General features: G+C 57.2%; 10 protein-coding genes. 9 read left to right on the top strand and 1 reads right to left on the bottom strand.

Going from position 1 to position 14,039, the window contains the following annotated elements; translation table 11 throughout:
* The first annotated feature begins 25 nt into the window (after positions 1–25).
* From PRIO_RS12695 to PRIO_RS12720, 6 genes are all read left to right on the top strand, one after another.
* Complete coding sequence (locus tag PRIO_RS12695) at positions 26–1,120, top strand: quinone-dependent dihydroorotate dehydrogenase (RefSeq protein ID WP_020428911.1); 1,095 nt, start codon at positions 26–28, stop codon at positions 1,118–1,120.
* 28 nt (positions 1,121–1,148) lie between these two features.
* Positions 1,149–1,961, top strand: a complete 813-nt coding sequence (locus PRIO_RS12700; protein WP_020428909.1) for a GTP diphosphokinase — start codon at positions 1,149–1,151, stop codon at positions 1,959–1,961.
* Positions 1,927–2,403, top strand: a complete 477-nt coding sequence (locus PRIO_RS12705; RefSeq protein ID WP_331709836.1) for a DUF309 domain-containing protein — start codon at positions 1,927–1,929, stop codon at positions 2,401–2,403. The genes PRIO_RS12700 and PRIO_RS12705 overlap by 35 nt, the downstream gene beginning before the upstream one ends.
* Before the next feature lie 71 nt (positions 2,404–2,474).
* Entirely contained in the window at positions 2,475–4,022 is a 1,548-nt protein-coding gene (locus PRIO_RS12710; protein ID WP_020428903.1) for an RsmB/NOP family class I SAM-dependent RNA methyltransferase, read from the top strand.
* A 3-nt stretch (positions 4,023–4,025) separates the two neighbouring features.
* A complete protein-coding gene (locus PRIO_RS12715) occupies positions 4,026–4,784 on the top strand; it encodes a pseudouridine synthase (RefSeq protein ID WP_020428901.1) in 759 nt (252 codons plus the stop codon).
* A gap of 176 nt (positions 4,785–4,960) precedes the next feature.
* Complete coding sequence (locus tag PRIO_RS12720) at positions 4,961–5,761, top strand: Cof-type HAD-IIB family hydrolase (RefSeq protein ID WP_046502686.1); 801 nt, start codon at positions 4,961–4,963, stop codon at positions 5,759–5,761.
* A 197-nt stretch (positions 5,762–5,958) separates the two neighbouring features.
* Here PRIO_RS12720 and PRIO_RS12725 read toward each other — a convergent pair whose 3' ends face one another.
* Complete coding sequence (locus tag PRIO_RS12725) at positions 5,959–7,353, bottom strand: RsmB/NOP family class I SAM-dependent RNA methyltransferase (RefSeq protein ID WP_020428897.1); 1,395 nt, start codon at positions 7,351–7,353, stop codon at positions 5,959–5,961.
* Positions 7,354–7,536: 183 nt separating this feature from the next.
* Here PRIO_RS12725 and PRIO_RS12730 point away from each other — a divergent pair, with 183 nt between their 5' ends.
* The 3 genes from PRIO_RS12730 to PRIO_RS12740 are packed head-to-tail and all read left to right on the top strand — an operon-like array spanning position 7,537 to position 13,653.
* Positions 7,537–8,673, top strand: coding sequence for a glycosyltransferase family 4 protein (locus PRIO_RS12730; RefSeq protein ID WP_020428895.1), 1,137 nt, complete (start codon positions 7,537–7,539; stop codon positions 8,671–8,673).
* Positions 8,624–10,204: a metallophosphoesterase family protein gene (locus tag PRIO_RS12735; RefSeq protein WP_231869876.1), complete on the top strand. Its 1,581-nt coding sequence runs from the start codon at positions 8,624–8,626 to the stop codon at positions 10,202–10,204. Before PRIO_RS12730 ends, PRIO_RS12735 begins: the two co-directional genes overlap by 50 nt.
* Positions 10,201–13,653: an AAA family ATPase gene (locus tag PRIO_RS12740; RefSeq protein ID WP_046502693.1), complete on the top strand. Its 3,453-nt coding sequence runs from the start codon at positions 10,201–10,203 to the stop codon at positions 13,651–13,653. Before PRIO_RS12735 ends, PRIO_RS12740 begins: the two co-directional genes overlap by 4 nt.
* Positions 13,654–14,039 lie beyond the last annotated feature (386 nt).

The following is a 14,039-nucleotide window of genomic DNA, read 5'->3' on the forward strand; positions in this document are numbered from 1 at the left end:
GATTCCCTTTGAAGGAGCGAGAACGGTGCTGTATAGACATTTAGGCAAACCTATTTTCTTTAAAATGGACCCGGAGAAAGCGCACCATCTCGTCATCGGCGGACTGAACAAATCAGATCTGGTGCCTGGCGGGAGTGCGGCGATGCGGCTTATGTACGGCGTTCCCGAAACAGCCGACCTTGCGGTAGATCTGTTCGGCCTGCATTTCCCGACTCCGGTGGGACTTGCGGCAGGACTCGATAAGAACGCTGAAGCGGTGGGCGGGTTCTCTTCCATCGGCTTTGGATTTATGGAAGTGGGCACGGTCACGCCGAAGGGCCAGCCGGGCAACGACAGCCCGCGGTTGTTCCGGCTGCTGCCGGACGAAGCGCTGATCAACCGGATGGGCTTCAATAATAAAGGCGCCGAAGCAATGGCGGGGCGGCTGAAGGCCATTAAGAAACGCAGAATTCCGGTGGCTGTGAACATCGGCCGCAACAAAACGACGCCTAATGAATCTGCACATGAGGATTACCGCCAGTGTATCCGTACGCTTTATCCGTACGGTGATTTTTTTGTGGTCAATATCAGCTCGCCGAATACGCCGGATCTGCGCAGTCTTCAGCATGGCAGCGAGCTGTCGAACCTTCTGGCGCAGGTCAAGGAGGAAATGGAGCTTCAGCATCAACAGAGCGGCGCTGCCAAAAGCCTGCTGGTCAAAATCGCACCTGACGTCAGCGACGGTGAACTGGAATACATGGTACATACGATCGCTGAGGCCGGAATGGATGGTGTGATCGCGACCAACACCACACTCAGCCGTGAAGGGCTGCAGAGTGACAAGGCAGGAGAGACCGGCGGCCTCAGCGGCAAACCGCTGCGCGACCGTTCGACGGAAATCATCAGCAGAATCTACCGCCAGACGGGCGGCAAGCTGCCGATAATCGGTTCAGGCGGTATTTTTACCGGCCAGGACGCATATGACAAGATCCGGGCAGGCGCGAGTCTGGTCGAAATCTATACAGCTCTCATCTATGAAGGACCAGAGGTTAACCGCAAAGTGCATGCCGGATTACGGAAGCTGCTGCGGCGGGACGGATTCTCTCATATCCTAGAAGCGGTGGGCGCTGATCATCACTGAAGGATGAATGGACAGGAGGACGAAGGCGATGGACGTCAGGGACTGGGGAACATTTTTGCTTCCATATGAACAAACTGTGGAGGAATTGAAGGTTAAATTCAAAACGATGCGCTCGGAGCTTAAAAAAAGAGAAGAATACACACCAATCGAGTTCGTGACTGGACGTGTCAAGCGGCTGTCAAGCATATTGGAGAAGGCCCAGCGCTTAAATGTAAAAATGGAGGATCTGGAAACGGGAATCGAGGATATTGCCGGCATTCGCATCATGTGCCAGTTCGTCGAGGATATCCGCAGAGTGGCGGAATATATCCGTGCCCGCAAGGACCTGGAGGTCCTATACGAGAAGGATTACATTACCAACTATAAGGAAAGCGGCTACCGCAGCTTCCATATGATTATTAAATATCCGGTGCAGACGGCCCTGGGGCAAAAGATCGTGCTCGCCGAGATTCAAATCCGCACGCTCGCCATGAACTTCTGGGCCACCATCGAGCATTCCCTGAACTACAAATACCGGGAGAGTCTGCCCGACGAAATGCGGCTGCGCCTGAAGACGGCTGCGGAAGCCGCCTCCATTCTGGACAGTGAAATGTCCAGCATCCGCGATGAAATCCTGGAGGCCCAGAAAACCTTTGAGGACAATTCGAATACAACAACGCAACTGCTGAAGGCGATTCACCAGTTGTACTTCTACCACCTGGTCAATGAAGCGATTGAGAGCCAGGAGCGCTTCAATCAAATCTGGCAGGCGCAGGATATGGACGCGATGAAGGAATTGCTGGAACATGTGCGCGGGCTGCTGTCGAATGCCAAAAAGGACAGTCTGCCGGATGGCCTATGAACGGCTGTATCTCGCATACCTGGTCTATTTCAACCGGGACCGGGATTATTTTGAATGCCATGAGGTGCTTGAAGAGCTGTGGCTGGCCCGGGACAAGGACCCGCTCTATAAGGCGCTGCTGCAGACGGCGGTAGGACTGTACCATTTCCGCAATAACAACGTGCGCGGCGGCTTGATTATGCTGAGCCGGGCGTATGAGGTGCTGCAGCGGTATCCTGCGGATGCCCTTGGCATCAATCTTGCCAAGCTGGCCCGCGAGGCTGGCGATTACGCGCGAAAGCTCGAAACCTACGCGGAGCGGCCGTTCGGATATTATGATCTGACGATTGAGCTGCTGGACCCGGAGCTTGCCGAGGAAGTGGCTGCTGCGGGCCGGGACATCGTTCCCAGCCACCCGCAGCGCCGCGGTCCGCAGCGGCCGGAGTCATCCCGCCGCAAATAAGGCATAATGAATAGCAAGGCTACCACAGGAGCACCCGCAGGGGTGTTCCTTGATTATTGGAGGAAGGCATCATGGCAGTTGAGCTGCCCGGCACTTTTATGCAGCGCATGGAGGACATGCTGGGATCGGACTATGAGCAATTTGCGGAGTCGTACCAAGAGACTCCTTATGGCGGCATCCGTGCCAACACATTAAAAATTCCGGTGGAGGAGCTGCTTGCGCTCTCCCCTTTTACACTTGCACCTATTCCTTGGTGCCCGTCCGGGTTCTATACGGAAGCCGGGGCAAGACCCGGCAAACATCCGTATTACCATGCCGGACTGTACTATATTCAGGAGCCCAGCGCAATGGCTCCGGTGGAACTGCTTGGGGTGCGGCCCGGCGACCGGGTGCTTGACTTATGTGCGGCTCCGGGCGGCAAATCCACACAGATTGCCGCCAAGCTCCAGGGCGAAGGGCTGCTGGTCAGCAACGACCTGCACCCGGACCGCACCAAGGCCCTGGCGAAGAATCTGGAGCTGTACGGTGTCCGCAACGGCATTGTGCTAAATGAAAGTCCCGGGCGGATTGCTGCGGCTTTTCCCGGATTTTTTGACCGCATCCTGATCGATGCGCCTTGCTCCGGAGAGGGTATGTTCCGCAAGGATGAAGATATGGTCAAGCAGTGGGAGCCGGAAACGCCGCTGAAATATGCGGCCATGCAGCGTGAAATTCTGGCTTCAGCCGCAGCAGCGCTGAAGCCGGGAGGAACGCTCGTCTACTCCACGTGCACCTTTGCCATAGAAGAGAATGAAGGCATCATCGGGGAGTTTTTAGCCAGCCATCCGGAGTTTTCGCTTATTCCTGTTGGCGGAACCGGATCGTTTGCGCCGGGCCTTGGCGGGCTGCCGGGAGCGGCCCGGCTGTGGCCGCATAAAGTTAAGGGCGAGGGGCACTTTATGGCCGTATTGCGCCATGACGGAAGCAGTGCCTCTCAGGAAGAGGCCGCTGCTGGTCTGAAGCTGAAGGAGAGGGACAAGGCATTGCCGGTATCCCCGCGGAACAAAGAGGGCAAGGCGCAGGCCTCCGCCAAGGCCGCTGCTGCGAGGGCGGACGGCGGACGCGGCGGCAAAGGAAGGCGCGCCGCCGGCAAATCCGGGGGCGCTGCTCCGGGACGCCAGTCTCAGGACCTGGGAGAAGAGGCCGCATTAGCTGCATATTCTGTATTCGCCGAAGAACAGCTGGGCTGGCAGCCTGCCGGGTATCCGGTGCTGTTCGGTGACCATCTGTATCTCTCGCCGCTGCCGAAGGCTGCGCTGGACGGGCTGAAGACGATTCGTCCCGGCTGGTATGCCGGGCATGTCCGCAGCGGCCGGTTCATTCCCGGACATCCGCTTGCTACCGCGCTGCATCCTGCAGAAAGTATCCGCAGCCTTTCATTGCCGGGCAACAGCGGTGAAGCTGTCTCCTATCTGAAGGGCGAGACACTCTCGATCCCTGCGGAACGCTTATCGGTACGTTCCGGCAGCTCTCCGAAGGGTTATGTGCTGGTCTGTATCGACGGTTACAGCGCGGGCTGGGGCAAATGGCAGGACGGCATGCTGAAGAATGAATATCCCGCAGGCTGGAGGTGGACATAGCGAATGAGTGCAACCGGAAATTCTTCCAAAAAACAACGGATCGATAAAGTGCTGTCCCACATGGGGATAGGCTCACGCAGTGATATCCGCAAACAGGCCAAGCAGGGGCTGATTAGGGTGAACGGCACCGTAATCAAAGACAGCGGCTTCCATGTGGATCCCTATGCCGATACAATCGAGGTTAGCGGCGAGCCGGTAGTCTATCGTGAATATATCTACCTGATGATGAATAAGCCGCCGGGCGTACTGTCTGCTACAGAAGACAAGCGGGACCGTACGGTGTTGGACCTGCTAAAGCCGGAATACGCGCAGTTCGAGCCGTTTCCGGTCGGGAGGCTGGATAAGGATACGGTGGGGTTGCTGCTGCTGACCAATGACGGACAGCTGGCCCATGAGCTGCTCTCGCCCCGCAAGCATGTACCGAAAACGTATGAGGCTACGGTTGAGGGCGAGGTGGATGCCGCAAATGTCGCTGCTTTTGCCGCCGGCGTTGAGCTGGAGGATGGTTATGTGACATTGCCTGCACAGCTCACCATCTTGGGCAGGGAACGCGGAAGCAAGACCCTGTCGCAGATTTCACTGACCATTACCGAGGGGAAATTCCATCAGGTAAAGCGGATGTTTTTGGCGGTAGGCAAAAAAGTAGTCTTCCTAAAAAGAGTCTCCATGGGCGCGCTGAAGCTGGATGAGCGTCTGGCTCCCGGGGCCTGCCGGGAGCTGACGGCCGAAGAGTTAAGGGTGCTTGGCGCAGGGGAAAGCTGAAGCTTAAGGGGATGAACAGCCGGAAGTCCAAACATTCTCTGGAGTCACGACTAATCCCAAATAGAAAAATCACATGTTCAGTTTATATAGGTTGAATTAAAGCAGCGGCTCCGGTTAACAGATTTTAGATACCATAAAATATACTGCTTAAGACTGACAAGGATGGATGGTGGGGTATGAAATACAAACTGATTGCATTGGATGTGGATGGGACGCTCCTGAATGACGACCACAAGCTAAGCCCGGAAAACAGGGAGGCTATTGCCGAGGTGACCCGGCAGGGCGGGCTAATCGTCTTGTGTACAGGCCGCAGCCCGCAGAATTCGATTCCTTTAATGGAGGAGATGGGGCTGGCCGGATATGTGCTGGGACACAATGGAGCGGCTACCGTTCGGGTGGAGGACCGCGAGGTGCTGCATATCTACGGGCTGGATGCCCGCGGACTGGACCCTTATATTGATTATTGCCGCGCGCGTGATATTCATTATGATGTGAATACTGCTTTTGACATGTATGTGGACAATGTGGCCAACCTGACCCAGGAAGCGACGTATATGTATGAGCATTTCCGGATTACGCCTGCATCGCTCCCGGCCTGGGAGGATTTCCGCGAACCGGTTGTCAAATTTACGGTATTTACTAAAGCGGATATTCTGGACGAAGCCCAGCGCGAATGGAGCACCTGGACGCAGCAATATAATATTGTGCGCAGCGGGGAATTTTTCGTTGATTTCATGCATCCTGAAGCTTCCAAGGGCAACGCGCTGATGAATCTGGCTTCCCAGCTGGGGATTGCACAAGAAGAGGTTCTGGCCATTGGGAATTATTATAATGACATATCCATGCTGACCTACGCCGGTCTTGGCATTGCCATGGACAACTCCCCGCTGGAGGTCAAGGCGGCAGCGGATGCGGTCACGGGCAGCAACAATGATCATGGCGTGCGCGACGCATTGGTGAAGTACTGCTTGTCCTGAGGGGGAGATCCTGCCCTGATATTCTGCTCTAGGCCTCTATACATTTGATATGAAGCGGATAAATCCGGTGGGAATAACTCCTTCCGGATTTTTGTGTAAATATTTGAAACGGACTAATCCGCTCCTATAAGGGATCTCCTGTCCGCATCTGCCGTAACCGCATATGCGCAGGGAGGTCCCTTTGGCTGTTCAGCTGCCTATTGCCCGTCAGTCTGGGCTTTGATAATCCGCAGCCCTTTAGGCAGATGGTTTTTTAGCTGCCCGGAGCTGGCTTTGCCCCAACTGACTGGCAGTCCGTCCACAGTTACCAGGGTCCAGCCGTGCAGTTCAAGGGGAACCGGAAGGCTCTCACCGCGCAGCCAAGCCTGAATGTCCTGACTGTCAGCCGCGAGATTGTAACTGCGCGCCGCTTGTTCCGGCTGGAGAGCCATCGCCAGGGCATGTGCCGGTTCAATGCGGTTTTTTTTCAGATGTGCAATGTGCAGCCCCGCGCGGGGTACCTTTAGCCCTTCCAAGAGGCTTGTATGCAAGCTGGCGCCGAACGCTTCCGGCAGCAGGTACAGGGCTTCTCCGAACAGCAGAGGCACGCCCTGTCCGGCAAATCCCGGCAGCTCGTCCGCTGCCCAGCTCATAAATTGCTGGTAGGCATCGCTGGCGTTGGCAGGCAGCTTGTGGCTGGTTTTGCCCCGACCGCTGCCGCGTTTATTGCGGCCTGGTGCTTCCTCTTCAGAGGCCGCCTTGCGGAGCAACGCGACGAAATGGCCTTCGCCTTTTTCCAGATGAGGCCATAGGCGCTTCTCAGCAATCCGCTCCATATCAGGGTAATGGTCCAGAAACCGTGATATCGTCTCCTCATTCTCTTTGCGGTTGAAAGTACAGGTAGAGTAGGCCAGGCTGCCCCCCGGTTTCAGCATAATATAGGCATCCTGGAGAATATCCCATTGCCTTGCCGCACACATCTCTACATGCTCCGGGGACCATTCGCCGATGGCGGCGGGGTCTTTGCGGAACATTCCTTCGCCCGAACAGGGCGCATCCAGCATAATCCGGTCAAAAACCTCCGGAAAACGGCGGGACAGCTCTCCCGGAGCTGCGCTGGTTACAACGGCGTGGGAGATGCCAAGACGTTCAACATTCTCCGCCAGAATTTTTGCCCGTTCCGGATGAATCTCATTGGAAACGAGCAGCCCCTGGCCCTGCATCAGAGCAGCGATATGGGATGTTTTGCCGCCGGGAGCTGCTGCAAGATCAAGCACCGTCTCACCGGGGCGGGGGGCCAGCAGTTCAGCTGCGGACATTGCGGAGGGTTCCTGAATATAATATAATCCGGCGGTATGATAAGCATGCCGTCCCGGCCGGACGGGTTCCTCATAATAATATCCCGAAGGACACCAGGGGACTGGCGTCAGGTCAAACCGGACAGCTGTGTGTTCAGCCGCTGCGCGGCCTGAAAGCGAGTTGCTTTTGAGCGTGTTGAACCGCAGACCCTGGGTCCGCCGCGCAGTGTAGCTCTCCAGAAAAGCGTCCGCCTCCTGCCCCAGCATCTCTCTAATAGCGGCAGTATAAGCGGCGGGGAGCCGTTCTTCATTCATATATCATTTCTCCTCATGTCAAAATCAAAGATAGATTTCAGGCTCTTCTTAGTTGCTGTTTCAGTTGGATACCGATAAAATCAAGGTATGGGAACTAAGCGTACCTGTAAATGTACATATATACAACTATATCATAATTGCCGGGTCTCATCGTAAAGGGGCAATTGTAAAGGGGAATGCCTTATGAACTTGCTGCAAGCGCTATTCTTCCCGCCGGAGCAACCCGGTGGTGTATCTTCCATGATTCCGTATCTGCAGGAACGCTTTCGTTCAAGCCGCTGGGATATGGATTTGTTCTGGCTGCCCAAGCGCATCCGCGGCAAGGGGCGTGAAGAGGTCAGTTTTGAAACCTTTGACTGGACCCTCTATGGCGAAAGTCCTGTGGTACAAAAATATATTCAGACCTACAAGGATTATATATGGTGGACCAAGCTGCGTATGAGCAAAAACTATGACCTGATCCATGCCCATCATCCGATTGCGGGACTGGCGATGAAAAGAATCTATCCCGGGGTCCCGCTGATTCAAACTTTGCATTCCAGCTATGAACGCGAGTTGATTCTGAACGGCGTTATTCTTGAGGGCGGGCCGGAGCATCAATTTCTTGTCTCGATTTACCGCGAACTGGAGCATGTCAGCGACCGGCTCATGACGGTGTCACGCTCTTTTGCCGACTACCTGGCACCATACATTGACCGGCCTGACAGGATCGGAGTGATTCCGAACGGTTTTGATGAGAAAAGATTCAAGCCGGTGCCGCACGACAACGACATCCCGCAGCTGGTAACCGTAACCCGTCTGGTACCGGCCAAAGGAATAGACACGTTGTTCAAAGCCTGCGCCGAGCTGAAAAAACGCAATCATGAATATGTGCTGCATATTATCGGTGACGGCCCTTCCCGTGCAGAGCTGGAGCATCTGGCGCAGAGCCTGGGCATTTATAATGAGACAATCTTTTACGGCTATACGCTGCATCCGGAAGAATTTATGCCGTTCTTTGATATTTTTGTGCTGCCATCCCGCGCGGAGGCCTTTGGGTCGGTGTTTGCGGAGGCGGCACTCAGCTGTCTGGCGCTGGTAGGCACCAATGTAGGCGGAATTCCGGAACAGATTGAAGACGGGGTGAACGGCCTGCTGGTTGATCCGGATGATGAAGTAGCCCTGGCGGATGCCCTGGAAAAAGTGATCAGCGATCCCGGGTACCGCTACGAGCTGTCCCGTTCAGCCTGGGATAAAGCGAAGAGCTTATATTCATTAACACGTGTAGCCAATGAGCTCAAAAAAACCTATCTGCAGTATCAGCCGGGAACGAAAGGGTGAGGCGATGATTCCTTTTCGTTTTCTGCATGCCGCAGATCTGCATCTGGACAGCCGTTTTGCCGGACTGGCGCAGCTTCCGCAGGCTATACGCTCCTACTTAAGGGAGTCCACCTTTGCCGCCCTCGGGCGGCTTGTTAGCGTAGCGGTTCAGGAAAAAACCGATTTTGTGGTCATCAGCGGGGATGTCTACGATATCTCGGACGCTTCACTGCAGGGACAGCTGCGCTTTCAGGAGGCGCTTCAGGAACTGGGAAAACACGGCATAGCAGTGTTCCTGATTCATGGCAATCATGATCCGCTGGACGGCCCCCGCCTTAGCACTGAGCCTCCGGGGCATGTGACCGTATTCGGCGGCAGTGAACCGGGACAAGCTGTTGCCCGGCGCCGCAGTGATGGCCGGGAGGTTGCTGTAGTCAGCGGGATTTCCTATCCTACCGCCAAGGTGACAGAGAACACCGCCTTGCAATTTAAACGCAGGCCGGGAAGCGATTTGTATCATATCGCTCTTTTGCACGGGAACGTTGATGGAGATCCCCAGCATGAGACTTATTCCCCCTGCAGCCGCAAAGATCTGATCGGGCGCGGTTACGACTACTGGGCGCTCGGGCATATACATAAACGCAGGGTTCTGCATGAGCAGCCGCCGATTGTATACCCGGGGAACATTCAGGGGCGCAGTGTTAAAGAGACCGGACCTAAAGGCTGTTATGTTGTGGATGTGAATGAGGCAGGTCAGGCAACCCTCAAGTTTCATGAGTTGGATGCTGTCCGCTGGCATGTCCGTGAACTCTCCATTGAGGGCCTGGCGGATGAAGCGCAGTGGGCCGGGGCCGTGGAACAGGCTGTGGAAGAGGTCAGGGACGCGTTTCCGGAGCTGATGTCGGTGGTCCGCTTCAGGCTGACAGGACGAGGCGCTGTACACAAAGCGCTGGCTGAGAAGGGCGCGGCAGAGGATCTGCTCGCTGAGTTGCAGCGGCGGGAGGCCATGCGCGCAGAACGCAAAGCGTACGCAGGTCTGGTCTGGACAGAAGGCTTCGCACTGGAGACAGGACTGGCCGTTGACCGCGGGCGTCTCGTTCAGGAGGACAGCTTTCTTGGTGAAATGCTGCGGCTGGCCGGGCGGAGTGAACAATCTTCTGCCGGGCTGGATGAGCTGATGGACAGTGCGCTCAAGCCGCTGATGGAGAGCCGTGAGCTGCGCAGAATGCTTGCTTCTGTCACACCGGAGGAGAAGCTGGGCTGGCTGAGAAATGCAGCCGAGCTAGGAATTTCCCTGCTTGCAGGGATGGATGAGTATGCCGGAGCCATGCCGGCCGGGGGCGGAAACCAGATGCAGGACAATAATCGTCAAGAACAGCTCCAGACAGATGCTGGAATACTGCCAGACCGGCTAGATGTGTCTTCTGTCTCAGAGGCCAAAAGCATATTGCAGAAGGAGAACGGCAAAGAGTTATTACAGGAAGGTACAGATAAAACGGCACGGACTCAGGCGGTGAAGCCTGTCCGGGAGGAACGGGGGGATGCCGGGTGAAAATAGAGGAGCTGCAGATTGGCGGTTATGGCCGCCTGCATAACCGTGAAATGAAGCTGGACAGCGGGGTAAGCCTGCTCTATGGCCGCAATGAAGCCGGTAAAAGCACTACCTTGCAGTTCATACGCGCTATGCTCTTCGGCATTCCGGGCAGAGTGAATCCCCAGGAGCGCTATGAGCCTGCGCAAGGGGGGCAGCATGGCGGAATGCTTGCAGCGCGTGACAGCGAAGGCGGACAGTGGAGAATCCGCCGGTATATGACAGGCGGAGAGACACCGGGCAGAAGCGAAAAGCTGCACATTACGGTTAGTCATCCCGATGGAAGAACCGAAGAGGCAGGCCAAACGGAGATGGAGCGGCGTTTGCTTGGCGGCATCTCCCGCAGTATGTTCCGCCAGCTGTTTGCTGTGTCGCTGGATGAGCTGCAGGAGCTTGGCGCGCTGCAGTCCGAGGAAATGAGTAGCTATCTGTTCCATGCCGGTATGGGGGGCGGCGGTGAGATTATGCGGGCCGAGCGGCGGCTGCAGCAGGATGCGGAGAAGCTCTACAAGCCGCGCGGAAAGGTGCAGGAAGCAGCCAAAATCCTGCAGTCGATTGAGAAGCTGGAGCGGGAGGTGGCCGAAAGCCGCTCCTATCTGCTGCGATATAACCAGAATATTGCGGCTCAGGAAGCCGTAGAGCTGCAGTTGACACAGCTGGAAGACCGCCGGCGGATCGCTGCCGGCAGGCTTGTTCACTTGCGCAAAGCCCAGGAGATCCGTGAACTGTGGCTGAAATGGAGCGAAGCCAAGCTGGAGCTGGCGGAGCTTCCGGTTATCGCTTCTTTTCCTGAGGACGGGGCCTCCCGCTGGCGGACCCTGGAGGCAGAAGTGCAGAATGCCGAAGGAGTGGTATTCCGTCTGCAGAGGCAGCACCGCGAACTTGCCGCTGAACTGGCGAAGCAGCCGCCGGATGAATGCCTTCAAGCTCAGGGACCGCAGCTCGAAGCTCTGGACCGCCGGCGCAGCAGCTATGAAGACAAGAAAGCCGAAGCGGAGCGCCTTGCGTCTGAACTTGAGGCGCTGCAAGAGCATCTGGAACGCATTCTGCGCGGAATCGGGGCAGGTTGGGGCAAGGCCGAGCTGGCAGGCTTCTCCGCTACGGCGGCAGACCGTGAAGCTGCACGGCGTTTTGCGGCAGGCTTCAGCGCGTATGACCGCCGCATGGAAGCCCGTGAAGCGGAGCGGCAGACACTGCGCTCCCGCCTGGCTGCTGCCGCCGCTTCGCTGCAGGCGGCAGACCGGGCCCTGGCGCGCGAGCACGCCGCCGGTGCCGCCGATTTCGCGGGCTTAGCCAAGCGCAGCCCGCGTGAACTGCTGCAGCTCTGGGACGAGCTGCAGCTGGCTGCCGAGCGCTGGCGCGAAGCGCAGCTCGGCGGTGAGCCGCTGCGCGGCCGCGGCGCCGCAGGCAGCGGCACCGGCAGTGCCGGGCGCCGGGCGCAGCGCTACCGGCGCATGCTGCTGGCGGGCGCAGCGCTTACGCTGCTGCTGCCGCCAGCGCTGTGGCTGACCGGCGCACCGCCGGTCAGCGCCTGGGCCGCGCTCGGCCTGCTGGCCGCAGCGGACCTGGCCCTGTGGGCCGCCCTGCGCGCGGAGCGCAGGGCGGACGCGGCCCCGCCGGGGCACGGCGGGGAGGGCGATGCCGCCGCAGCGGAGATGCGGCGGCTGCGGGGGCTGCTGCTCTCCGGCGCGGAGCCGGAGAGCGGGCTTGGCCGGCCGGGGCAGCGGCAGCGGCCGGCGGGAGGCGTTAGCCCTGATGCCAGCGGGCTGGAGGCCGGGATGAAGGAGCTTCGCAGGCTCATGGACGCCTGGAACGCATGGCGGCAGCGCATGGACAGGCTGGCTGCCGAAAGGGAGGCCTGCCGGGTGGAGCTGGACTCGCTTTCGGGACAGGAGCATGCACTTGCCGCAGAACTGGAGCAGGCCGAGGCTGATTTCACAGCGCTGGCCGGACGTTATGAGGAATGGCTGCATGAATGCAAGCTGCCTGAAGGCCTCTCGCCCGAGAGCCTCCCGGATATCTTCTCATTGGTGGAGCAAGGCAACGAACTGCTGCGTCAGGAGCATAAGCTTGCTATGCGTCTGAGTGCTCTGAAATCCGCGTGTTTTTCCTTTGAGCGGGAAGTATCAGCATTAATGAATGAAGCTGGTGTTGGAGCCGGGCAGATGGAACGGGCTGGAATGGATTTGGATACGCCTGCTGAAGCAGGCCACCATAACTTGTCTGCGGAAGATCCGGTGAATGGATTGGACCATTCTGCCGGAGCTGTTCAAGCTTTTCGAAGCTCGGACGGTGTTGCTGCTCCCGACCGGTCTGATATGCCCAATGCCGCTGCGGCAGCCGGTCTTGAACATCCATTTTGGGATTCTAAGACTACCGCTGCCTCAGCTTCTCCGCTTCAACAGCAATTTGAAGCTGCGGGTTTATCTCTTCTCAGCTGGCTGGAATTGAGAAAGCGGGAGTGGGATCTTCTGCAGGTGGAACTGCTGCGCCGGGAAGGAATGAACGCCCGGCTGCTGGAACTGCAGGAAGAGCTGGCAGTGAGCGGCAGGGAACTGGAGGAACTCTCACGCCGTTCCAGTGAGCTGCTGCACGAAGGCGGGGCTGCTGACGGTGAGGAATTTCTGCGGCGGTCATCGGCTGTGCTGCAGCGCGTTGAGTTGACGAAATCGATCCGCCAATGGGAGCTGGCCATGTTTGGGGGCTGGGAGAATCAAGCTGCTGCGGAGCTGCTGACACTGCTGGAGACTCATGATGCATACACTCTGGAACAGGAACGGAATGCTGCGGAGGAGACTGCGGTTAGTATTGAAGATGAGCGCAATGCTATGCTGCAGCATCGGGGCAAGCTGCTGCAGGAGCGTGAATATTTGCTGGAGCGCGGGATGGAGGATTCAGTCCTCCAGCAGCTCGAGGAGCAGCGGGCGGCGCTGCGGGTAATTGCAGGCCAATATGCAGTAACAGCATTGGCGGCTGAGCTTATGGGCAGAACGCGCCGTATCTACGAGCAGGAGAAGCAGCCGCAGGTGCTGCTGCTGGCTTCCGAGTATTTTGCCAAACTGACGGAAGGGGAGTACCGGCGGGTAGTAATGACACTCGGCAACAAGGAGCTAAAAGCGGAGCACAGAAACCTGGGGCTGCTGGACAGCGGCCTGCTCAGCCGGGGAACGGCGGAGCAGCTGTACCTGGCTATCCGGCTGGCGCTTGCGGAGACGATGTCACGGCAGGCGAATCTCCCGCTGCTGTTCGACGACCTGTTTGTTAATTTCGATGAACGGCGGCTGTATGCGGCACTCGCCCTGCTCGGCGAGCTGTCTGCTACCCGGCAGATTATCATGATGACCTGCCACCGGCATGTGGTTGATGCGGCAGCCAAGATCATTCCCGCAGCGTCGGTTATTTCCGTCTAGCCATGCTTACCTTACCATCGTGCGATAAAAAGCGCCTTAGAAAATTCATATTTCGAGTCACGTCCTCGCCCGCAGGAATCGTCGTAATCAAAGGTAAAAGTATCTTTGAATCGGCTTCGACCCTAGGAATCAGAGGGGGGAGGTGGAAGCAACAGTAGAGATACGGTTGTTGGAGCGCCGCAAGGGAACCGAGAGGTAAAAGTACCTTTGATATCGCTAGAAGTAAGCTAGTGAGTGAAATGAGAGGTAAAAGTGCTTTTGATTTCAGCCGTGGGGATGGCCAAGTGGAAAAAGGGAGCTTAATTTCCTCAGAAATAAACAATCATGAGGTTTAAGTGGAAAAAGGGAACTTAATTCAGTAATATTCCCTTCTTTGGAGCGAAGTA

The organism is Paenibacillus riograndensis SBR5 (genome assembly GCF_000981585.1).
GTDB lineage: Bacteria > Bacillota > Bacilli > Paenibacillales > Paenibacillaceae > Paenibacillus_AQ > Paenibacillus_AQ riograndensis.

What these genes read in the sequence shown, in the direction of transcription:
- PRIO_RS12700 (WP_020428909.1), top strand. Translation starts at nt 1,149, where the DNA reads ATGGACGTCAGGGACTGGGGAACATTTTTGCTTCCATATGAACAAACT.
- PRIO_RS12705 (WP_331709836.1), top strand. Translation starts at nt 1,927, where the DNA reads ATGCCAAAAAGGACAGTCTGCCGGATGGCCTATGAACGGCTGTATCTC.
- PRIO_RS12710 (WP_020428903.1), top strand. Translation starts at nt 2,475, where the DNA reads ATGGCAGTTGAGCTGCCCGGCACTTTTATGCAGCGCATGGAGGACATG.
- PRIO_RS12715 (WP_020428901.1), top strand. Translation starts at nt 4,026, where the DNA reads ATGAGTGCAACCGGAAATTCTTCCAAAAAACAACGGATCGATAAAGTG.
- PRIO_RS12720 (WP_046502686.1), top strand. Translation starts at nt 4,961, where the DNA reads ATGAAATACAAACTGATTGCATTGGATGTGGATGGGACGCTCCTGAAT.
- PRIO_RS12725 (WP_020428897.1), bottom strand. Translation starts at nt 7,353, where the DNA reads ATGAATGAAGAACGGCTCCCCGCCGCTTATACTGCCGCTATTAGAGAG.
- PRIO_RS12730 (WP_020428895.1), top strand. Translation starts at nt 7,537, where the DNA reads ATGAACTTGCTGCAAGCGCTATTCTTCCCGCCGGAGCAACCCGGTGGT.
- PRIO_RS12735 (WP_231869876.1), top strand. Translation starts at nt 8,624, where the DNA reads ATGAGCTCAAAAAAACCTATCTGCAGTATCAGCCGGGAACGAAAGGGT.